Below are 19,765 nucleotides of genomic sequence, written 5' to 3'. Positions count from 1 at the left end.
TGTGGCTGCTGAGAGTTAATGCCAAGCCCTCGAGTGCTTGTGGTGGCTGCAACCCATGGGAATGAGATCAATGCGTCTTGGTTGTTGGAACAGTGGCAGCAGCAGCCGCATTTGATTCAGACCCATGGCTGCGAGGTTCTCCCGGTGATCGGCAATCCCGATGCCTATGCAGAGGGTTGTCGTTATCTCGACCGTGATCTCAATCGCTCTTTTCGGCCTGATCTTCTGCAGCAGGTTGGTGCAGAGCAGATTCCATCCTCCAAGCTGGATCGCGAAGTTCAGCGTGCCTTCGATCTGGTTAGCCGTTACGGAATAGGGGGCATCGATGCCTGTGGGGTGGTGATTGATCTCCACAGCACCACGTCCTCGATGGGGAACTCACTTGTGGTCTACGGACGTCGCCCTGCTGATTTGGCGTTGGCGGCCCTCGTTCAGGGACGTTTGGGCCTACCTATTTATCTCCATGAAGCGGATCAAGCTCAGCAGGGATTTTTGGTGGAGAGCTGGCCTTGTGGCCTGGTGATTGAAGTGGGGCCCGTTCCTCAGATGGTGCGTCACCACAAAATTCTGACGCAAACTCGTCTAGCTCTCGAGGCCGTTCTTGAGGCTTGCTCTGATGCGTTGGCCGGCCGAGCCCGCTACCCAAGGCAATTGGTGGTTCATCGCCATCTAGGGAGTCTTGATCTCCCACGCTCCCAATCCGGTTCACCCGACGCCTTCCTTCATCCACTGCGCCAGGGTTCGGACTGGCAGCCCTTGCGTGACGGCGATCCGCTCTTTCTGAAGGCTGATGGCAGCTGTATTGCCTATGAAGGGGCTGATGGATTAGTCCCACTTTTCATCAATGAAGCGGCTTATGCCGAGAAGTCCATTGCGTTGAGTCTCACTCTCAGGGAGTGCTGGCCTCTGTCTTTGGAATGGACAGAGGCATTTCAAGCGCAGCTATCAGCGGGGTGATCCGTTGTAAAGGATCTCACTCACGGTGCGCCCATCTGGAGCAATCTTGATCTCTGTTTCCGTGGTAGGCGAGCTGCCGTCTTCAGGCCAACCTGGCTCTCCACCAAGAAATTGAAAGGTGTATCCGTTGACGTCCTTATTCACAAGGCAATCCCCCCCTCCAGAACTGGTCTGAAACATGCAGGGCTGAGGGCGATAAACAGTGAGACCACCATTTTCGGCAACGGCAGTGTTGCGAGCCAAATTGATCGCCCTAACTTGTGACGCTGGGATTGTGCCTTGAGCGAGACCAGGTGTTGCGCCCATCACGCTTGCACCAGTGATAACGGCCATGGCCGAAAGGGTACGGAGATTCATGCAGAACCAGGTAGTTCATTTACATCGCAGTCATGGTGACGCGATCTGTCAACTGGATTTTGCACTTAACGGATCGTTCCGTTGTAAGACACCTCCAGGATTCGGTCACCGTTTCTGGAGACAAGCACCGATGTTTCGATCGTTGGGTTAGGAGGGGTTTGCTGTTGCCAACCTGGAGCACCGCCTTGGAATCGGAACAGGAACCCTCTATCGCTGATGGACTCAAGGCAGGGCCCTGCTCCGGTTTCGTACATACAGCTTGCTGCTCTGTATTGACCTAATCCCCCATTGAGCGACTCAGCGCGCATGCGCGCAAGATTGGCTGCCTTGGGTTGGGCCAGTGGTAATGGCTTGGTGGACTGGGCCGTTGCAGCATTTGGCGTGAAGAGCCAAAACCCGCTGATGAGCGCCAACACCGTTTTGAACTGATTCATGCCGCAATTTTGACGCGATGAATCACTTGTTGAATGTTTCAACCAGGTGGCAGGTGTAAAAGGTTGTGACTGGCCTTCCCTGGACAGCTTTTATCCACAGGCCCAGGTGTTCTGTTCTTTGGTGCAGGGAAGATCACTGCGTGTGCCATCAGCCCAGTAAATCCTCAACCTGTCATCACTAGTTCCAGTCCTCAGCGTGATCGAACTGACAGGGCCTGAAGGAACCTTGTTGCTGTTGTCTGAAGGCGGTGGGAGCTGCTCTCCGACTTGGCGTTCAAGCTGCTCTAGGCGTTGTTCCAAGCGATTGATCGCTTCGCTCTGTGTCTTGTTGTCAGGAGCCGTCTTTGATCCGCAGGCACTGAGAGCCAATGCCGTAGAACTCGCTAACGCAACAGTGATGAGCCCACTTCGGAAGCAGGATGCCCTTGAGCTGATTGTCATTGTTCCTGTTGCGACGAAACCAGTTTGGATGGTTAGAAGGCGTTGACTAGTCGTTCGCTCCAGTACACAACCGCTCCCTGGGCTTCAAGCTCATTCCGTCGATGGCGGGCCATGGCCACGGGAACAGTTTCTTCAGTGCGCCGGCCAGCCTGAAGCCATCGAATCAAAACCACGAGACTGTCCTCAGGGTGTCCACCCAAACCTTAAGCCTTTCTGAAGGTGCTCTTTTGAGGTCGCTCCCGCTGCGTAGCGAAAGGAAACGTTCGCCCTTAAAACTCGAACACAAACCGCAAAGTTGCTTTACAATTCAATCGGCAGGGCATCCTGCCCTTCCGTAACCGTCTCCTTGTGAGACCTTCTTTTCCGTTCTCATGACTACCACCATCCAGCAGCGCTCCGGCGCTAACGGTTGGCAGCAGTTCTGTGATTGGGTCACCTCCACGAACAACCGTCTGTATGTCGGTTGGTTCGGTGTGTTGATGATCCCCACACTGCTTGCCGCTACCACCTGCTTCATCGTCGCTTTCATCGCCGCACCTCCGGTTGATATCGACGGCATCCGCGAGCCTGTTGCAGGTTCACTGATGTATGGCAACAACATCATTTCTGGTGCTGTTGTTCCTTCCAGCAACGCCATCGGCTTGCACTTCTACCCAATCTGGGAAGCTGCCTCACTCGACGAGTGGCTCTACAACGGCGGTCCTTTCCAACTGGTTGTGTTCCACTTCCTGATCGGCATCTACGCCTATATGGGACGTGAGTGGGAACTTTCCTACCGCTTGGGCATGCGCCCTTGGATCTGTGTTGCATACAGCGCACCTGTTGCTGCTGCATCTGCAGTGTTCCTGGTTTACCCCTTCGGTCAGGGTTCGTTCTCTGACGCCATGCCTTTGGGCATCTCTGGAACCTTCAACTACATGTTGGTGTTCCAGGCTGAGCACAACATCTTGATGCACCCCTTCCACATGCTGGGAGTTGCTGGTGTGTTCGGTGGTTCACTGTTCTCCGCCATGCACGGTTCATTGGTGACCTCCTCCTTGGTTCGTGAAACAACCGAGACCGAGTCCCAGAACTATGGCTACAAGTTCGGCCAAGAAGAAGAGACGTACAACATCGTGGCTGCTCACGGCTACTTCGGTCGCCTGATCTTCCAATACGCCTCCTTCAACAACAGCCGTAGCCTTCACTTCTTCCTTGCAGCCTGGCCTGTTGTCGGCATCTGGTTCACCGCCCTTGGCGTGTCAACCATGGCCTTCAACCTGAACGGCTTCAACTTCAACCAGTCCATCCTTGATGGTCAGGGCCGCGTCCTGAACACCTGGGCCGACGTGTTGAACCGTGCCGGTCTCGGCATGGAAGTGATGCACGAGCGCAACGCTCATAACTTCCCTCTCGACCTGGCAGCTGCTGAGTCCACACCTGTGGCTCTTCAGGCACCTGCAATCGGTTGATCTGGAAACCAACCAAAGTTCAGATCAACTGAACTAGAAAGCCCCCGCCGATTGGTGGGGGCTTTTTGTTGCCTGTCCTGTTGCGGTCTTGGCTGATGACTCGAGAAGCACGTTGCATGGATAGCAAGCAGACCAACGCCAATCACATAACAAGATTCAATCAACCTTGAATGCTTAGATCCACCACATCAAATTTTTCAATCACAAACAAACCACAGGCCTATCAATTAAGCCAACCCCGCTAGTGATGACAGTGATTTTGATTGCATTCATCCTTTGACTAATCGTCAGTGATTCAGAGAGATGATCTCAATTGATCTCAGCGGCGGGTTGGTGTTGGTGACCGGCGGAGCAGGATCCATTGGTCGTGCCATCGCCACGCAGGCAGCTCAAGCCGGCGCCTCTATCGCCGTCTGCGACACCAACGTCGAGGAGGTGGAAGCCGTTGCTGCCCAGATCAGAACGAACGGTGCAGTCGCAAAGAGCTTCGATATGGACGTCACCGATCCGGTAATGGTGAAACAGGTGATCGACAGCGCCGTCAAGGAGCTCGGCCCCCTTCGAGGGCTTGTCACCGCAGCAGGAGTGCTGCGCACTGGCCCTCTCTCCAGCCAGAGCCATGAGGACTGGAAGCGTGTGATGGCTGTGAATGTGGACGGCACTCTTCATGCCGTGCAAGCTGCCATTCCTCATTTGGAATCGACTCACGGCTCAATCGTCACCTTGGGTAGTGTCTCGGCATTCATCGGCTCAGCTGATGGAGGGGCTTACACCACTTCCAAGGGAGCCGTGCTCAGCCTCAGCTACGCAGCGGCCGGAGAGCTGGCACCAAGGGGTATCCGTGTGAATAACGTGGCGCCGGGATGGGTGGATGGCGGTTTCACCCACCAGGCCCTTGCAGCAAGCGACAATCCAGAGCACCTCAGAAAACGGGCCTCTTCGCTTCACCCCTTGGGGCGGATGGCTTCGCCGCGCGATGTTGCCAACGCGGTGATCTGGTTACTGTCCAATCAGGCAGCTTTTATCACCGGCTCAATGCTGCTGGTCGACGGTGGATTCATGATCCAGCACAACAGCTAAGAGCCGAATCGATTGGGCCCATACATAAGGGGGAGATCAGCCAGACAGCCCTGTTTCTGATCTGTCAGTCTCTCTGGCTGGGCTGACTCGTGCACTCAGCAACGCTTTAGCCATGACGCCCATTCCCAGAGGATTGGATGATGAGTGGATCTCAGTCATGGCTTCATGGCATCCAATCCAGATCGAGCAGCTTCTGATGATTTGCCTGTTGGCTTGGAAGACTGCGCCATTTGTGAACTTCACTCCGATGTAGTCCGTCTTTCCGAGGTGGAAATTTGGCGTAATCCTCTCTGGCTGTTGCGTCATCATCCTGATCCGTCCCCTTTGCTGGGATGGTGCTTGCTGGATGTCCGTCGTCATATTGCGGGTCCGATTGACTTTGTGGATGAGGAAGCACGTGAATGGGGCAATGTGGTTCAAAAAGCATCAAGGTTGATTCAGCACTTCACTGGCTGCGACAGGGTCTACGCCATCGCTTTTGGGGAGGGCGCACGCCACCTTCACCTCCATCTCATCCCTCGGTTCCAGGAGGATCAGCGCAGTGCGGCATGGAGTGTGGCTGATCTTTATCGCGATGTAGAAGCAGGGCGAGAGCCCCCTGTTCAGATTGAAAATGTTCAAGAATTTCTTGTAGCGGCTCGCCTTCAAGCTCAGAACAGTTTCATTATTTGATCGAAATTAATCCTGGGTTTGATCCGCAGTTCGACTGTCAAGAGGTAGTCCTGGTGCCTTGATCGCCTCAGGTTCAATTGTTGAGTTGAGATTGTTGTTATTCTCTTTTTTCTGTGATTGCATATTGTCAAGAAAAGGTAATTGATCGATTAGGGGGACTTCTTTGAATGGTCTAATGCTATCAACGGGTTTGATGTTATTAAATGGCTGAGTATTTGTATGTGAATTGATAGGTTGTTTAGGGGTTGGGCTTTCAATGTTAGGCTGTTCTTTGGGGCCGACGATGTCAACAGCTGTGCGTTGCACGACAAGTCTAAATCGAACATCTTGCCGTTTGTTGATCTCTTCTTGAACGGCTGAAACTTGTTTGAATGTTGGACGTTCTGGGTCTGCAACACGCACGATCACTCGTATGACAGGTGGGTTTTGATCCCAGTCAATGTCGACCTTCTCGACATCAATTTTCTTTTTATCGCCAAAGGTTAAGGTCTCCTGCGTTAGAAATTTTGCAATGGTCTTTTCCACTGATTCGCGTGTATTTTCGTTTTTCGCTTGGACAAGGAGATTGATAAAACTTCCCCCTAGTGGAATCAGCAATAAGCCAGTGAGTGCAAAGCTTGCGGCTCCTAACTGGCTTCGCCTGAGTTCTTGGCGAAAGTAGGAATCTCTGCAGGCCATTAAGACCAATCCTCCGGTCAAAATTCCAAGAAGGTTTGTGGCAAATAGCAGGCCGGCATTCAATGCGTCCTCCCAGCGCGCATGGGATAGAAGAAGTCCCATCACGCAGACAGGTGGTACAAGAGCAACTGCAATGGCCGTTCCTGCAAGTGAGCTCACTGCATCACTGCGAAGCTTGGCGTAGGTGGCCAGTCCACCGGCCACAAGGGCGATCCCTAAGTCGAGAAGGTTTGGCGATATCCGCGCTTCGACTTCCGAGCCGAATTGAGGCAATCCGGCCAGCTTCCCCAACACAATGGATAGGACAGCGGTAGTGCATACTCCCACCATCAACGTCCGCAAGGAACGGTTAAGCAGGGGGATGTCACCAAAGAGCACGGCAAAAGCGGCAGCTCTTAGCGGCATGATCCATGGAGCCACGACCATCGCGCCGATCACGACGGCGGGGCTGTTGGCGAGTAAACCCAGAGTTGCGATGAGCCCTGCGCCGACACTCAGCACGATGAACACTTCATCGAGTGCTGCATCGCTTCCAAAGCTGCGTTTCATGCGATCGAGCTTGCTGGGTTCGATGCTGGACATGAACTCTGGTTTAGATGGTTTCAGTTTGATGGCATGTCAGCACCAACCTGAGGAGTGCATCAACGGATGAATTATTTGCGGGAGTCTGCTCTCCCCCAAATGGGTAATGGACGTGGACGCATTTTTGTTTTATGAAAGAGGGAGACGTCCACTCAAGACATGGCTACTAGCAATCAAGTTTGTGCCTGTGATCCCTGCTCTTGCGCAGTGTCTGTTGAATCCGCTGTCCAGAAAGATGGCAAGGTGTATTGCTCGCAGCCTTGCGCAGATGGTCATTCTGGCTCAGATGAATGCTGCAAAAGCTGCGATTGCTGCTGATCTCCAGTCGTTGTTTGGCTCATTAGCACTCCCCGATTAGTTCCGAGCCTCATGCTCAATCAGTCGGGCAACCACGTCTAGGCAGGTGGTCTAATGAGCAGAAATCGTGCCAATCGCTCTTATGGGGACTTGTGCCAACTCTTTTTAAGATTTCATTGGCCTAGGCATTTATTCGCTTGGCAGCACGGGCGCATCTTGTGGTGATCACTTGGCTCACGCGGAAGAATTCTGGATTGAGATAAAAGCCCATCGGAATGAACCAGGTTGGCTTGATGTTGCCTTGGGCTGGATTGGAAGTTTTGCTGGTTTTCAATGAATCGCGTGTGCTCAGCAATGCGCCTTGCTTGAGGGTGCATTGGAGCTAGGCCAGTGCAACGCTTTTAGGCCATGGCTTTGTCTCTTGCGAGTGCTTGGTTGTAAGACCGTGTGGGCTTTGCCAACCTGTCGGTAGTGGTCAATCCATCGTCGCTATGTCTACGAAGCAGAGACAGGAAATGACAAGAAAAATCCTAGAATCAAGTGGAACGCTGATCGAAAATGACCACTTTGTGTACGCTTCGGGAGATCATGGCTCCGGATGGGTTGCCAAGGATCTTATTAACTTAAGGCCGGAACTTGCTCATCAGCTTGGTCAGCTTTTGGGTGAAGAAATTCAAGAGCAAGGGTTAAGGCCTGGCTTGATCTGTGGTCCTGCTATAGGCGGTGTTATTTGTGCCCAATATGTAGCTTTGTCGCTTCAGGCTCGTTGTGTATTTGCGGAACGTCTGCTTGGCAAGGCAGGAAAAACAGAAAGGTTTGAGATTAAGCGGGGATATGATGAGATTATTCGAGGTCAATCTGTCCTGATTGTTGATGATGTTGTTAATACTGGATTTTCGGTTCGTCTTACGTGTGAGGCAGTCGTTCAATCAGGCGGCCATCCGATGGGTATTGCAGCGTATGTGAATAGGGGCAATGTAGGGGCGGCAGATCTTGGGGTGGAGAATTTCATTTTTTTAGATGAAGTACTCCTTCCGTCCTGGCCCGCTGATGAATGCCCCCTTTGTCAAGCTGGGGTTCCAGTCAATGTTCGTTATGCGCATGGATCTGAATTCGTCGTGTGTGAACAGGCCCATGCGATTTCATGAGCTAGCGCATATCAGTTGCGATCTTGCTCTCAGCCAGTTCCGAGCAATAAAAGACCAGCTGCAGCGCGGATTCCATGCTGAAACTGGGTTGCTCTCTTAAGCCGATGACCTGACTTGAACAGGCGACCCACGCTTTACGAAAGCGTTGCTCTACCAGCTGAGCTACATCGGCAGCTTTAGGAACTTAACATTTGGAATTGCGCTGTACAGGGTTTGAGCGACCGCGACTCTCAAAGACAGTTGGACCCAGCACTGAAAGATCGGCTCTTACAGGAAGCACGCACTCCCTGGAGAACGTTACGGCGCTTGCTCTGGCTCGCTCTCTTCGCTTCCGGCGGCCTTGGTCTGTTCGTCATGACCTTCAGAGTCACTGCTGGAGACACTGTTGTTGTCAGCGACCTCGTGATCCAGATCAGTGCTGTTGCTCTGTTCGGCAGCTTGCTCTGGTTCGACCGAACTCGCGAGCCCTAAATCTGTCGTTTCTGTGGGATTCAGTTCTTCTTGCTCAAGCGCTGCATTGGCGACGTCTTCTGAAGGTTGCTTCGTTGAATGGTCAGGGGGAGGAGGCGTCTCAATGGTTTTTGGAGACTCCTTAGGTTGAGCAACGGCTGGCGTGTTGAGATCTTGAGATTGCCAATCCAAGCTTTCTAGGCGTAGGAGCCCCAACCCGAGTGAAAACCTTGAATCCTCAAGTTGTCGGTCACTCATCGCTACGGCCTCTTCAATGGCCATCGAGGGACGAGTAAGAAGCCAGATCGATTGGACCAGCTGATGCCATTGCCAAACAATGACGGCCAGAAGTGGGGTCGCGATCAGCAAACTTTGAAGGCGATGTCCACTTTTTAAAGGAGAAAGATCTGCAATCAATAGCGAGGAACGATCAATCCACCAGAACAACGCGAGCAAAAGAACTGCTCCTGCTGCTCCCACCAGTTTTAAGAGCAGGTTGTCTTGGCAGTGACTGATTTTGCGTTGCCAGGTTGTCCTCCCCGTTAAAGGTTGACGAACTAGGAGAAGGGACCCCCAATCCACAGGGCGTCTCCAGAGCAAGATTGAAGGAGCAACAACGGCGATCCCCCAACAGAGAAGACGTTCCACCGAGGGCACCGGACCAAGATCCGAGCCAGCCAAGATCAACCGAAGCAGCTGTAGCTCCAGTGGAATGGCTCCTATCGCCACCAGCTGGAGCCAGAGAAGCGGCTCGTTGCGAGGGGACATTAGGTGGCGAGCTTGCGGCGCTGGGTTACGAGCTTGTAGCCCTCAACGATGTCGCCGTCCTTCCAATTGGCGAAGCGATCACAGCCGATACCGCATTCGAACCCTGTGGCCACATCCTTGACGTCGTCTTTGTTGCGGCGTAGTGAATCGAGATCTCCAGCAAAGACGATTTCTTTGCCGCGACGCACGCGCACCTTGCAGTTCCGTTGCAGCTTTCCGGTTGTGACATAACAACCAGCCACAGCGCTCTTGCCGATCGTGAAAACGGCTCGAACCTCTGCTTCTCCAAGGGACTCTTCCACAAGTTCTGGTTCCAGGAGACCTTCCATGGCCAACTGGATGTCCTCCAGCAGCTTATAGATGACGTCGTAGTCGCGAACGTCAACGCTATTGGCATCTGCCGCTCGTTTTGCACCTGACGCCATTGAGGTGTTGAAGCCAACGATCACAGCGCCAGAGGCTGCCGCTAGATCGACGTCCGTTTCTGTGACTTCGCCAGGAGCGGACAGCAGGACACGGACTTGGACCTCGTCCTTCGGTAGCTGTTCAAGTGAACCAAGGATCGCTTCCACACTGCCTTGAACATCGGCCTTGAGGATGAGATTGAGCTCTTTCAGCTCGCCCTCTTTGGCCTGGCCAGACATTGCCGTGAGTGATACGCGACGTGATGCCATCTGTTGCGCCAATCGACTCGCGCGGGCATCTGAGGCACGATCGCCGACGACAGCACGTGCTGACTTCTCATCGGGGTAGACCTCAAATTCGTCGCCTGCGGTGGGCACTTCGCTGAAACCAAGTGCTTCCACTGCACAGGAAGGACCTGCTTCTTTCAAACGGCCGCCGCCGTCATCCACCATGGCGCGCACTTTGCCGAGAACTGGGCCTGCGGCGAGGACGTCACCAGTGCGAAGCGTGCCGTTTTGAACCAGCAATGTGGCCACAGGACCTTTGGCCTTGTCGAGATGGGCCTCGATCACGGTGCCTTTTGCGAGTCGATCGGGGTTGGCTTGTAAATCCTCAACCTCTGTCACGAGGAGAATCATTTCAAGCAACTTGTCGATGTTTTCTCCGCGGAGGGCGCTGACGGGCACCATCACCACATCGCCTCCCCAATCTTCCGCCAGCAGGTTCTGTTCAGAGAGTTCCTGTTTGACACGATCGGGGGAGGCTCCCTCTTTGTCGATTTTGTTGATCGCCACAACGACCGGCACTTCTGCCGCCCTTGCATGGCTGATCGCTTCCAAGGTCTGAGGACGAACACCATCGTCTGCCGCAACCACCAAGACAGCAACATCAGTGACTTTGGTCCCTCGAGCACGCATGGCGGTGAATGCCTCGTGCCCTGGGGTGTCGAGGAATGTGAGCCTCTGGGGTGAATCGTTGTGCTGAATCTCGACTTGATAAGCACCAATGTGTTGGGTGATTCCACCGGCTTCTCCAGCGGCGACGCGGGCTTGGCGGATCGCATCAAGAAGGCTTGTCTTGCCGTGGTCAACGTGACCCATGACGGTGACCACTGGGGGACGGCGAATGAGATGAGCGTGGTCTTTCTCCTCGATCATCTCGACGGTCTTCTTGGCCGCCTCTTCGACATCATCCTGAAGTACAGGTACGCCGAATTCTTGTGCCACAGCTTCAATGGTTGGCATGTCCAAGGTCTGCGTGACCGTGGCAATGACACCCTTGAAGAACAGGGATTTGATGATTTCTGAGCTTTCGATGCTGAGCATGTCAGCGAGCTCTTGCACCGTCAGATTGTCCTCGGGGACCACGATCATCTCGGGCCGTACCTGTTTGGCCTCCCTGGCTGCACGAAGTTCCATCGCGCGACGACGCTGACGCTGACGTGCGGTTTCCTTACGCCGCTTCCTGATTGCAGCAACTGGCTTGGGAGCTGGCTTGTGCTTGGTTCTCGGCTTGGAAGGACGGGCCAAGCTGGCGGACAGCACCATCGCCTGGCGTTCACCAGCGAAGCCTCCGGTCTCAGCGGTTAAGGCATCATCGTTTTCGCCGATGATATGAACCTTTTGACGCTGTTTCTGAGGTGATTTACTGCGTAGCGCTTCCAGTTTTGCGCTGTCATCCCAGTCAGGCCGTCCAGGCCTGCGTTGACCACCAGCTCCTGGACCAGGCCTGAAGCCTGGACGCCTCGGTGCTGCTGGTGGAGTGGCGGTAGGACGTGAAACAGGAGGAGTTGCTTTAGCTCCACCAGCAGCAGCCTCACCGCTACGCGTGGCAACAGGAGTGCCATCAACGCGTCTAGGCGGTGGTGCTGACGGGCGGCTGTTTGGCTTTTGGAGCTGCATGAGCTCACCGGGGGCCACCGGCTTACGCATCCCAGGCATACCGCCAGGACGTGGTGCTCCAGGTCTTGGGGCACCAGGAGGACGTCCCTGTCCATCGCTACGGCCACCGGCGCCATCATTACTGCCGTCTCTGCGGATGGGTTTTCCGACTAACTCAAGGGAACTCGCGCCTGAGCGAGGTTGCCCTGGTTTAGATGGTGCATTCCCAGGTCGCGTTGGGGCACCCGGGCGTTGAGAGCCTGCCGGGCGTTGCGGCATGTTGGCGCGCTGGCCTGGAGGCCCGCTTGGCCGAGGACTCACGCCTGGGCGTTGTCCGATCTGACGAACGGGGGCGCCAGGAGCCGCACGCTTGGGCTGTGGCCGTCCCACGAGTTCTGGTTTGGGAGCGGGTCTAGCCGGTGCCCCTCGATTCACCGGGGCTTTGGGTTGAGGACGGGTTGGCGGGGCGGTCGGTCTTGGGCTGCTGGCTTCGCTGCCAGGCCGTTTCACTGGTGAGGTGCCTGTGGGTCGAGCCGGAGCAGGTGTTGGTCTGGCTGAGGTGGGCCTTGGAGGAGCTGACGGAGCAGAGGCGGTTGGAGCGGGGGCCGAAGCCTTAGGAGCCGTGGGCTTGGGCCTTGGTGTGGGCGCAGATGGTGCGGGAGCGGAGGGTGCTGCTGCAGGTGCGGCAGCCGCGGGAGTGCTTTGTCGGCTCACAGGCTTTTGTGGTGCTGCTTGACGCGACACGGGCTTCTGCACGATGAGAGGAAGGGGGGCCTCTGGTCGTGATGGTGCAGAAGGTTTGGGTGATGGTTTTGCTGCCGCAGGAGCCGCAGGTTTGCTGGGCATGGACGGAGCTGCTGGGCTGGAAGCCTTCCTGACCGAGAGAATTGCTTTTCCAGGCGCGGGCTTGGCAGGAGCAGACGCGACTGGACTCCCACCTTGCTTTAAGAGCGTTCGGATTTTGCCGGCTTCTGTTTCGCTGATGGAGCTGCTGTGGCTCCTTGCGGCGATGGACAGCTTCTCGGCGGCATCCAGGACGTCTTTGTTCTCCAAGCCAAGGTCCTTGGACAACTCATAAATTCTGACTTTGCCGCTGCTGGTCATTCAGGTCTCCGATCGGTCCGGGCACGGTGTGCCTCGGGGCTCCACACACGTGGTGCCAATGTTCATCTTGCCTCAGCGGCTGCAACCCGAGGTTCGGTGAGCCGCTCTTGCAGCGCCGTCATTAATTCTTCAGAAACCTGGCAACGCAGGGATTTCTGAAGCCTTTTGCGGCGGCGTGCCTCTTCAAAACAGGCCTCAGTCGGGCAGAGGTAGGCCGATCGGCCCATTCCCTGATCGAGGAGGACCCCCTCCTGATGGTCACGAATCACTCGCAAAAGCATGCTTCGATCGAGCAGCTGACGGCAGGCGACACAGCGACGGAGGACGGGGCGCGAAACGTTCACCGGGCTCCTTCCTCTACATCGCTTGTGTTGGGGGCATCCTCAGAATCGAGCTCGTCTTCCTGCTGTTCAGTGTGTTCTGTGGCCTGATCTTCAGCTTGTAATTCGGTGTCAGCTGTTTCGACTGACTCCTCCACGGCTTCGGCCACTGGTTCCTCTCCCGCAGCTTCAGCATCCTCGTAATACTCTCCATCTTCCGTGTATCCCTCCTCGTCTTCGGGAAGGGGATACAGCTCACGAAGTCGAGCATCTTCTTCGGCCCTGGCTGCCTGTTCAATGGCTAAGCGCTCTTCCGCCTCGCGCTGAAGGGCTTCTTCCTCTTCTCTTTGGGAGATGAGCTCTGAAACAACAGCATCCTCTGCGGTTTGGTCGTATTCCGTTGAATTCTTGATATCAATTTTCCAACCCGTTAAGCGAGCGGCAAGACGAACATTTTGGCCTTCTCGCCCGATGGCAAGACTGAGCTGATCGGGTGGCACCAAAACATGGGCATGTTGACCTTCTGGATCAACAAGACGCACAACTTCGACGCGAGCTGGACTCAGCGAGTTGGCGATGTACTGGCTGGGGTCTTGGGACCAGCGGATGACATCAATTTTTTCGCCACGGAGTTCATTCACGACTTGTTGAATGCGTGAGCCTCGGGCTCCGATGCACGCTCCAACAGGATCCACTTCTCTCTCGATGCTGTCCACAGCCACCTTGGTTCGAGGCCCCACCGCTCTCGATGGTGGATTGGCTTCACGCGCAACAGCAACGATGCGTACCGAGCCCTCTTGGATCTCAGGAACTTCGTTTTCGAAGAGATAAACCACCAGCCCTGCATTGGCTCGACTCACAAAGAGTTGAGGCCCACGGCGAGGCACTTCGCTGACCTCTTTAAGGAAGACTTTGAATGTGGCATTGGCGCGGTAATTGTCGTTGGGGAGCTGATCGCGCCTGGGCAATTCAGCTTCAACCTCGGGACGGCCAAGACCCGAACTCACGGCCATGATGATCGACTGACGCTCGAATCGAATCACGCGTGCAGTCAGGACTGGATCTTCGAGATCAGCGAATTCCTCTTGGATCATCCGTCGCTGTTGATCGCGCAGCTTTTGAGCCAAGACTTGTTTGGTCGTGGCGGCTGCCATGCGACCAAAATCCTCTTTTTCGGGAGTGACATCGAGTACGACAGTGTCGCCGGCCTGGGCATCTTCAGCCACCTGCATTACCTCGGCCAAGGCGATTTGATGGTCTTCGCTTTCAACCTCATCAACAATGATTTTGCTGGCGAGAACCCGATAGCCCTCTTCGTCTAGATCGAGGGCGACATCAAAATTGCTGAAATATTCCTCATCAAACGGATCTTCACTGATCCCTAAATAAAGCGTGCGCCGGTAACGCTCGTAGCCTTTTAAGAGTGCTTCCCGTAGGGCAGCCTCAACGACCTGAGGGGCGAGTTTCTTTTCCTCGCTGATATCTTCGATCAGGTTGCTGAGGCCGGGGAGAAGGACGAGAGCCATCGAGGACGGGAATGAAAGTCTTGAAAGAAAGAGGTTGGAGAGAGGCTTGACTTAGTCAGCCTGTGGGATTGGTGAGCTCAACTGAAAGAATTGAGTCCCGAGGGATTTGTTTAATTCGCCCATGAATACTGATCTTTAGGTGGTTCTCCGTGCGCTCTAACAGGGTCCCTGAGTGTTTTTGTTCAGCCCCATCAGGGTCACGGTGAATCACGTCGACCGGATAGCGACGAAAAGTCTGGAAATCGCGATCCGATTGAAGATGGTCTCCGATCCCTGGACTACTGATCTCCAGGACATAAGCCTCGTTGAGAACAGCAGAATTTTCCAGGGCTTCTCCCATCGGTGCGCTGAAAGCAGCACAATCATCCAAGGTCACATCGTCTCCGCTGGAGCGGCGAATTTGGATTTGCACCGTCATGGGTTGCATGTGGGCTAGGACCTGCAAATCAGCCAGCTCAAATCCATGGTCTACGGCTGTGGCAGAGGCCAAATCCTTTAGATCAGGGAGCAGTGGATGGGGCAAGAACAATCGGAGGGTTGTCGGGCATCGGCCCGATGGTTGATGCTGCGATCACCCTCCCGGAGAGAGGAACTCACCAGGCCAAACAACAATGTAGTTGATTGACCTTTCGGGTATCAGTCGCAACCCTGCACCGAGATGCGGTAGCTGAATCCCGTTGCTCCAGGATCGTTGCCAGCACCAATTTTGAAGTTCACCTGGCTGACAGCTTTCCCCGGAGGAGTCTGGAATGGACCGAACTGAGCTCCGGTTCCTGTTGGTGGCTTCATGAATTCTTTGACAACTCTTAAATTGCTGCCGTCCGAAAATTTTAGAAAGGCTTCGATTGGATAAGAACCAGGGTTGCCATCCGTTGAGTCTGCCGTGAAGAAGAGTTTGTAAGAGGCAAAAGGTTGGTTCACGACAAAGTCGGTATTCCAGTTCGTACGGCCTACCAAAACTTTGTTGCGTTGAACTCTTTTTTTGACGATGTACGGCTTTGGACCATCGCCATTGCCGCCGATTGGCATGAGGAACGTGCAACCTGCGTGAGCGACTGGTGCGTGAGCAAAAATGAGTGATGAGCAAGCCGCGACTACGCCAATAGCTGATGCAGATCGATAGGTTTTGCGTGCAAGTGAATGCATGTTTTTTGTTTGAATTGTTAGGGTGTCTTTACACCCTTGTCTTCAATTTGTTCGAGAAGAACGTTCACTGGGATTTGGGTTGAAAAACGGCAGGCACAGGTTTCACTGGAGGCCAAGGTTCCATGCTCCCAGTACTTGTTGCTTCCAGTCCCTCCGCCGCAGAAGCCGTAGTAGTCGCATTGATCACGGCAAAGCGTTGTTCCAATGGTCATGTCTTGAAGCAATTGGCGAAACGTCTCAGTTTCAGCGGCGTCTACGAGGGATTGATCACGAATATTGCCTAAGTTGAATAATCCATATTTCTTGGTTTCCACGGAGAGAAGTTCAGGGTCAAAAGTGGAAAAATTGCCAGCTGAATCCACACTCAAGATCGAGTATGGGCGATTCATTTCGTTCTGAAGCAGTCTTTGCCCACCGGCCATCATCCCAGTGATTTGATCAAATTCACGCAGGCGTATCGGAAAACCGTCCCTTTGATTGCACTCCCAAAAACATTTTAAGAAGTTGTGATATTGCTTTTCTCGACTTAGCCCCTGCATGGAAGAACTGGCATTAACGCCTTCCTGCTCTTCTACATTGAAGCCGAGATCATGAATCCCATTGTCACGGAAAAAGGAGTACATCCGCTCTGGATCTTCCATGGCCGCACTCGTGAGTACAGCGATCGCATGGATGGGAATCGCGTGATCTTGAAGTTTTCGAATGCCACGCATTGTTAGAGCATGAGATCCAATGCCATTGCGAAAGCGGCGATGGGAATCATGGATCTCTTCTGGCCCGTCAACACTGACACCTACAACAATTTGATTGCGCTGAAAGCATTCACACCAGGCATCGTTAATCAACGTCCCATTGGTTTGAACATGCTGCTCAATCTGAACTCCTTGCTCCTGCAGCTCAGCTGTTTGCTCACGCACGATGGCACTGGCCTCGTCGTAAAAGCTGCAAGGCAGCGTCATTGGTTCGCCAGCATGCCAGAGGATTGAGAGCTGAGGGCCCCAAAAGGGGCTCTCGTACACCCTGTTCAGCAAAACAGGTAATTGATTGAGATCAAAGATCCGTCGTTTCTGGCGATCAGGCAAGTAGCAGTAACTGCAATCGAGATTGCAGAGCGATGTGGCCTGAATCACCAAGAGACCGATGGGTCCGTAATCAGCGTGGTTTACCAATTGGCGAAACCTGCGCGATAGCCATTGGCGAAGCCCCTTCCACCGCCGTTACCAAAGGCACGTCCACGGCCACCACCGTTGCCAAAGGCGCGGCCGTTGCCATTGCCCCAAGCTCGAGCAATGGTCTGGCCATCGCTGTGATCATTGACTCCTAATCGCGACCACGCGTCACTTGAGAGCTTCTCAATGCGCTGCTCCAGAGCATTCCCTAGATCGGGCTCGCTTAGAACAGCCGAGTGGGAGGCGTCTGTTAGGACAGCGCTCGAAGCGAGAATTGCAGCGACGCTCAGCAGAGTTGTTTTGTTCATGGGTGAAGTGAAATTTGAATGCTTTTTTAGGAATAAGGGCTCAGGAACCTTTGGATAATTCAGCTGTCGTTGCGAGCACGATGGTGAAGAAATCGCCGATCATGTTTTCGCTGAGACCAACCTGACTATCAGGACCAATCCACTTGTTGACGGCTGTGCGTACGTCTTTGTTGTCGTCCACATAAGCGGTCAGCATGCGACCGATGGCCAAGTTGCTGTAATTCAGTAGGTGAGGAGTGGTGTCTGCGATAACACAGCCCACGCTCGATCTTGCGTAAGGGAATGTGGGGACAAGATCAGCATCCGGAGCAGTGTCTTTGCGACTGGCTTTCAGCCAGAGAGTGTCCCCACCGAGAAATTCAATTGTTCCGTCCTTAAGACCTGCAAGAGCCTCTGTGGGGGTCGCGAAGAATTGGAATTGGGCGTCATCAACGGATTTAGCCAGTACTGCCGCTGCAGCCGTGTCTTTCACGACACCAATTGTTTTCCCTTTAAGGCTGTCTGGTGTTCCGTCATTTCCTTTGGGAGCTAAAACACGCGTGCCGCTTGTTGCGAAAGGCAAGCTGTAGGTGAGCGTTCTTTGTCTCTCCCAAGTGAAGGCAACGCCACAAGCAATATCAGCTTCTCCGGAACGAATTTTGTTCAGTCCATCCTGAGCAGACTTGATGGAAACAGGCTCGATCACAATGTCATCGGACTTGTTTTCTGGAGCTGATTTCAGCTGGTCGCGGATGGCATCAAGCACCACGAAAGAAAGGCCTTCGTATTTGCCATCTTTCTTGTCAACCATGGGAAGCACATCGTCCACAACGACGGCTCTGAGCTTTCCGGTCTCAAACACATTGCCTGTCTGACCTGACGCCTCTTTTTCACTCGTGGGAGCAGACTTTTGGCAGGCCACAAGGCCAACAGAAGCGAGCGCGATCAGGCCGGTAGCGGCCGCTTTAAACAAGCGCATGATCGAGATTTGATGATGTACCTATTGGTAGTAATAGACACGGCTTTGGGAGGTGTGCCAATCAGGATTGGATCATGCACGATTGGGATCAGCTTTCAGCCTTTGTGCCGCCGACTTCAACAGGAGCGATTTCTTCGTAGCGATCACCAGGCTTTTCGGTGCCTCGTTGGGATGCGTCTTGGTTGATACAAGCTGCCTTTTGCTCGTCTGTTTTTAGGTACTGACACACGCGAGCCCAAAGTTTGCTGCGGCTCCCGGTGGCACCACGACTGAACAAGACCTCGTCTTCTTGATCAGCGTTTTCATTGATCTCGATCTGACAGAGCTCGCAGCGAAGTTGCGCTTTTGACAGCACGGTCATGGCTCTGGTGAGAGGAAAGAGTTGATCAAACTAATGCCGTGCTTCTGCTGAAAGTGAGTTGAACGATGCTTGTGCTCCGTTCTCCAGAGCGGGGCCACTAGCGTGAAGATTCCCACGTGTTCCTGATTTTTGGCCGCCGGCATGAAGGTTTTCCAAATCATTCGCTGTTGTTGTCTGACAGCCCTTCTGGTCACGTCTTGCTTCGGCAGCCTTCCCGTTCAGGCGGCTGATCTCTCCTTTACAGCCAACGGGCACAGCTTTGTTGCCAATGCCGTCCGGGAGGTGGCGCCGTCGGTCGTACGTATTGACACCGAACGCTTGATTGAACGGCAGCCTTTTGATCCGAATCTGATTGATCCTCTCCTTCGTGATCTCCTGGGAGAACCTGGCTATGGGATTGGCCCTGAGCGACAGAGGGGTCAGGGGTCAGGGGTTGTGATCGATGGGCGTGGTTTGGTTTTGACAAATGCCCATGTTGTTGATCAAGTCAGCACTGTCAATGTGACCTTGTCTGACGGGGAACAGAGAGACGGGGAAGTGATTGGTCAAGATCCGGTCACCGATCTCGCGCTGGTCCGACTGTCTGGACGAGCTCTTCCTTCCCCGGCAACCTTGGGGGACTCCGAGGCCTTGGAGGTAGGTGATTGGGCGATTGCTCTAGGGACTCCCTATGGCTTGGAACGGACTGTCACGTTGGGCATTGTCAGCAGTCTTCATCGCAATATCAGCAGCCTCGGTTTTTCCGATAAGCGTCTGGATCTGATTCAGACCGATGCAGCCATTAATCCTGGTAATTCAGGCGGGCCGCTAGTGAATGCTTCCGGTGAAGTGATTGGGATCAACACGCTGGTTCGCTCTGGTCCAGGGGCCGGATTGGGTTTTGCGATCCCGATCAATTTGGCCTCCCGAGTTGCTGATCAACTCCAGAAGGACGGTGAGGTTGTACATCCCTACTTGGGAGTCCAACTTGTTCCGCTCACCGCTCGGATTGCGCGCGAGCACAACCGTGATCCCAATGCTCTCGTTGAATTGCCTGAACGCTCCGGTGCCTTGGTGCAATCGGTCCTTCCCGATAGCCCTGCTCAACGTGCTGGATTGAGGCGAGGTGATCTCATTGTTCAAGTTGGCAACGACACCATTCGAGACCCTCAGGATTTGTTGAAACAGGTGGATCAAGCTGAAATTGATCAGCCGTTGCTCTTGCAGGTTCTGCGCAATGGGGGAGATCTGCAGCTGTCGGTGAAACCGGCTCCTTTGCCAGGAATGAGCTAAG

22 protein-coding genes, 1 tRNA gene and 2 pseudogenes are annotated in these 19,765 nt (G+C 54.1%); 8 read left to right on the top strand and 17 right to left on the bottom strand.

Annotated elements, in window-relative coordinates; all coding sequences use genetic code 11:
* Positions 1–18: 18 nt before the first annotated feature.
* Positions 19–957 carry an aspartoacylase gene (locus tag SYNC_RS10950; protein WP_041426701.1) on the top strand — a complete coding sequence of 313 codons (939 nt, stop codon included), beginning with the start codon at positions 19–21 and terminating at the stop codon, positions 955–957.
* Here the strand turns inward: SYNC_RS10950 and SYNC_RS10945 are convergent.
* The 4 genes from SYNC_RS10945 to SYNC_RS14790 form a co-directional block, all read right to left on the bottom strand.
* Entirely contained in the window at positions 946–1,314 is a 369-nt protein-coding gene (locus SYNC_RS10945) for a hypothetical protein (RefSeq protein WP_011620293.1), read from the bottom strand. The two genes, SYNC_RS10950 and SYNC_RS10945, sit on opposite strands and share 12 nt — an antisense overlap.
* Before the next feature lie 65 nt (positions 1,315–1,379).
* Complete coding sequence (locus SYNC_RS10940) at positions 1,380–1,748, bottom strand: hypothetical protein (RefSeq protein ID WP_049750359.1); 369 nt, start codon at positions 1,746–1,748, stop codon at positions 1,380–1,382.
* A 90-nt stretch (positions 1,749–1,838) separates the two neighbouring features.
* Entirely contained in the window at positions 1,839–2,189 is a 351-nt protein-coding gene (locus SYNC_RS10935) for a hypothetical protein (RefSeq protein WP_011620291.1), read from the bottom strand.
* 32 nt (positions 2,190–2,221) lie between these two features.
* On the bottom strand, positions 2,222–2,362 hold the full coding sequence (locus SYNC_RS14790) for a hypothetical protein (protein ID WP_167897223.1): 141 nt from the start codon (positions 2,360–2,362) through the stop codon (positions 2,222–2,224).
* A 198-nt stretch (positions 2,363–2,560) separates the two neighbouring features.
* Here SYNC_RS14790 and psbA point away from each other — a divergent pair, with 198 nt between their 5' ends.
* The 3 genes from psbA to SYNC_RS10915 all read left to right on the top strand — a co-directional run bounded on the left by psbA (position 2,561) and on the right by SYNC_RS10915 (position 5,392).
* Positions 2,561–3,640 (top strand): photosystem II q(b) protein, encoded by a 1,080-nt coding sequence (gene psbA / locus SYNC_RS10930; protein WP_011618340.1) that lies wholly within the window; start codon positions 2,561–2,563, stop codon positions 3,638–3,640.
* A gap of 303 nt (positions 3,641–3,943) precedes the next feature.
* Positions 3,944–4,720 carry an SDR family NAD(P)-dependent oxidoreductase gene (locus SYNC_RS10920; protein WP_011620288.1) on the top strand — a complete coding sequence of 259 codons (777 nt, stop codon included), beginning with the start codon at positions 3,944–3,946 and terminating at the stop codon, positions 4,718–4,720.
* Between the two features lie 165 nt (positions 4,721–4,885).
* On the top strand, positions 4,886–5,392 hold the full coding sequence (locus SYNC_RS10915; protein WP_049750407.1) for an HIT family protein: 507 nt from the start codon (positions 4,886–4,888) through the stop codon (positions 5,390–5,392).
* A gap of 6 nt (positions 5,393–5,398) precedes the next feature.
* On the opposite strand, the gene SYNC_RS10910 is transcribed toward SYNC_RS10915, so the two are convergent.
* Entirely contained in the window at positions 5,399–6,652 is a 1,254-nt protein-coding gene (locus tag SYNC_RS10910) for a DUF389 domain-containing protein (protein ID WP_049750358.1), read from the bottom strand.
* A 159-nt stretch (positions 6,653–6,811) separates the two neighbouring features.
* Between SYNC_RS10910 and SYNC_RS15070 the strand changes: the two are divergent.
* Positions 6,812–6,904: pseudogene (locus SYNC_RS15070) on the top strand (metallothionein); the annotation flags it as partial.
* 226 nt (positions 6,905–7,130) lie between these two features.
* On the opposite strand, the gene SYNC_RS14785 reads toward SYNC_RS15070, so the two are convergent.
* Positions 7,131–7,304 (bottom strand): hypothetical protein, encoded by a 174-nt coding sequence (locus tag SYNC_RS14785; protein ID WP_011620284.1) that lies wholly within the window; start codon positions 7,302–7,304, stop codon positions 7,131–7,133.
* 136 nt (positions 7,305–7,440) lie between these two features.
* Between SYNC_RS14785 and SYNC_RS10900 the strand changes: the two genes are divergently transcribed.
* Entirely contained in the window at positions 7,441–8,097 is a 657-nt protein-coding gene (locus SYNC_RS10900; RefSeq protein WP_083756076.1) for a phosphoribosyltransferase family protein, read from the top strand.
* Positions 8,098–8,196: 99 nt separating this feature from the next.
* Here the strand turns inward: SYNC_RS10900 and SYNC_RS10895 are convergent.
* Positions 8,197–8,269: transfer RNA gene (locus tag SYNC_RS10895), tRNA-Thr, on the bottom strand.
* A gap of 41 nt (positions 8,270–8,310) precedes the next feature.
* On the opposite strand from SYNC_RS10895, the gene SYNC_RS14780 reads away from it, so the two are divergent.
* A complete protein-coding gene (locus tag SYNC_RS14780; RefSeq protein ID WP_071813692.1) occupies positions 8,311–8,568 on the top strand; it encodes a DUF3493 domain-containing protein in 258 nt (85 codons plus the stop codon).
* Positions 8,569–8,754: 186 nt separating this feature from the next.
* Here SYNC_RS14780 and SYNC_RS15065 read toward each other — a convergent pair.
* The 10 genes and pseudogenes from SYNC_RS15065 to SYNC_RS10845 all read right to left on the bottom strand — a co-directional run.
* Positions 8,755–9,315 (bottom strand): annotated as a pseudogene (locus SYNC_RS15065) (low-complexity tail membrane protein); the annotation flags it as partial.
* On the bottom strand, positions 9,315–12,704 hold the full coding sequence (infB, locus tag SYNC_RS10885) for a translation initiation factor IF-2 (RefSeq protein WP_011620280.1): 3,390 nt from the start codon (positions 12,702–12,704) through the stop codon (positions 9,315–9,317). The gene infB and the pseudogene SYNC_RS15065, both read right to left, overlap by 1 nt.
* 62 nt (positions 12,705–12,766) lie before the next feature.
* Positions 12,767–13,048, bottom strand: a complete 282-nt coding sequence (locus SYNC_RS10880; protein WP_011620279.1) for a YlxR family protein — start codon at positions 13,046–13,048, stop codon at positions 12,767–12,769.
* Entirely contained in the window at positions 13,045–14,550 is a 1,506-nt protein-coding gene (nusA, locus tag SYNC_RS10875; protein WP_011620278.1) for a transcription termination factor NusA, read from the bottom strand. The genes SYNC_RS10880 and nusA overlap by 4 nt, the downstream gene beginning before the upstream one ends.
* A gap of 55 nt (positions 14,551–14,605) precedes the next feature.
* On the bottom strand, positions 14,606–15,073 hold the full coding sequence (rimP, locus tag SYNC_RS10870; RefSeq protein ID WP_041426698.1) for a ribosome maturation factor RimP: 468 nt from the start codon (positions 15,071–15,073) through the stop codon (positions 14,606–14,608).
* 113 nt (positions 15,074–15,186) lie between these two features.
* Entirely contained in the window at positions 15,187–15,696 is a 510-nt protein-coding gene (locus SYNC_RS10865; protein WP_011620276.1) for a hypothetical protein, read from the bottom strand.
* A 17-nt stretch (positions 15,697–15,713) separates the two neighbouring features.
* Positions 15,714–16,865 (bottom strand): cyclophane-forming radical SAM/SPASM peptide maturase GrrM/OscB, encoded by a 1,152-nt coding sequence (grrM, locus tag SYNC_RS10860; protein WP_011620275.1) that lies wholly within the window; start codon positions 16,863–16,865, stop codon positions 15,714–15,716.
* Positions 16,859–17,173, bottom strand: coding sequence for a GrrA/OscA1 family cyclophane-containing rSAM-modified RiPP (grrA, locus tag SYNC_RS10855; protein ID WP_011620274.1), 315 nt, complete (start codon positions 17,171–17,173; stop codon positions 16,859–16,861). Before grrA ends, grrM begins: the two co-directional genes overlap by 7 nt.
* Positions 17,174–17,213: 40 nt before the next feature.
* Entirely contained in the window at positions 17,214–18,131 is a 918-nt protein-coding gene (gene grrP, locus SYNC_RS10850) for an extracellular substrate binding-like orphan protein GrrP (RefSeq protein WP_011620273.1), read from the bottom strand.
* An 88-nt stretch (positions 18,132–18,219) separates the two neighbouring features.
* Positions 18,220–18,492 (bottom strand): hypothetical protein, encoded by a 273-nt coding sequence (locus SYNC_RS10845; RefSeq protein ID WP_011620272.1) that lies wholly within the window; start codon positions 18,490–18,492, stop codon positions 18,220–18,222.
* 141 nt (positions 18,493–18,633) lie between these two features.
* Here SYNC_RS10845 and SYNC_RS10840 point away from each other — a divergent pair, with 141 nt between their 5' ends.
* The gene (locus SYNC_RS10840; protein ID WP_011620271.1) at positions 18,634–19,764 is read left to right on the top strand and encodes a trypsin-like peptidase domain-containing protein; all 1,131 of its coding nucleotides are present in this window, start codon (positions 18,634–18,636) and stop codon (positions 19,762–19,764) included.
* Position 19,765: the final 1 nt, after the last annotated feature.

The sequence above is a fragment of the Synechococcus sp. CC9311 genome, from assembly GCF_000014585.1.
GTDB lineage: Bacteria > Cyanobacteriota > Cyanobacteriia > PCC-6307 > Cyanobiaceae > Synechococcus_C.
The sequence above is the reverse complement of the archived record's forward strand: the minus strand, read 5'-3'. Positions and strand labels throughout refer to the sequence as shown.

What these genes read in the sequence shown, in the direction of transcription:
- SYNC_RS10950 (WP_041426701.1), top strand. Translation starts at nt 19, where the DNA reads ATGCCAAGCCCTCGAGTGCTTGTGGTGGCTGCAACCCATGGGAATGAG.
- SYNC_RS10945 (WP_011620293.1), bottom strand. Translation starts at nt 1,314, where the DNA reads ATGAATCTCCGTACCCTTTCGGCCATGGCCGTTATCACTGGTGCAAGC.
- SYNC_RS10940 (WP_049750359.1), bottom strand. Translation starts at nt 1,748, where the DNA reads ATGAATCAGTTCAAAACGGTGTTGGCGCTCATCAGCGGGTTTTGGCTC.
- SYNC_RS10935 (WP_011620291.1), bottom strand. Translation starts at nt 2,189, where the DNA reads ATGACAATCAGCTCAAGGGCATCCTGCTTCCGAAGTGGGCTCATCACT.
- psbA (WP_011618340.1), top strand. Translation starts at nt 2,561, where the DNA reads ATGACTACCACCATCCAGCAGCGCTCCGGCGCTAACGGTTGGCAGCAG.
- SYNC_RS10920 (WP_011620288.1), top strand. Translation starts at nt 3,944, where the DNA reads ATGATCTCAATTGATCTCAGCGGCGGGTTGGTGTTGGTGACCGGCGGA.
- SYNC_RS10915 (WP_049750407.1), top strand. Translation starts at nt 4,886, where the DNA reads ATGGCATCCAATCCAGATCGAGCAGCTTCTGATGATTTGCCTGTTGGC.
- SYNC_RS10910 (WP_049750358.1), bottom strand. Translation starts at nt 6,652, where the DNA reads ATGTCCAGCATCGAACCCAGCAAGCTCGATCGCATGAAACGCAGCTTT.
- SYNC_RS10900 (WP_083756076.1), top strand. Translation starts at nt 7,441, where the DNA reads ATGTCTACGAAGCAGAGACAGGAAATGACAAGAAAAATCCTAGAATCA.
- infB (WP_011620280.1), bottom strand. Translation starts at nt 12,704, where the DNA reads ATGACCAGCAGCGGCAAAGTCAGAATTTATGAGTTGTCCAAGGACCTT.
- nusA (WP_011620278.1), bottom strand. Translation starts at nt 14,550, where the DNA reads ATGGCTCTCGTCCTTCTCCCCGGCCTCAGCAACCTGATCGAAGATATC.
- SYNC_RS10865 (WP_011620276.1), bottom strand. Translation starts at nt 15,696, where the DNA reads ATGCATTCACTTGCACGCAAAACCTATCGATCTGCATCAGCTATTGGC.
- grrA (WP_011620274.1), bottom strand. Translation starts at nt 17,173, where the DNA reads ATGAACAAAACAACTCTGCTGAGCGTCGCTGCAATTCTCGCTTCGAGC.
- grrP (WP_011620273.1), bottom strand. Translation starts at nt 18,131, where the DNA reads ATGCGCTTGTTTAAAGCGGCCGCTACCGGCCTGATCGCGCTCGCTTCT.
- SYNC_RS10845 (WP_011620272.1), bottom strand. Translation starts at nt 18,492, where the DNA reads ATGACCGTGCTGTCAAAAGCGCAACTTCGCTGCGAGCTCTGTCAGATC.
- SYNC_RS10840 (WP_011620271.1), top strand. Translation starts at nt 18,634, where the DNA reads ATGAAGGTTTTCCAAATCATTCGCTGTTGTTGTCTGACAGCCCTTCTG.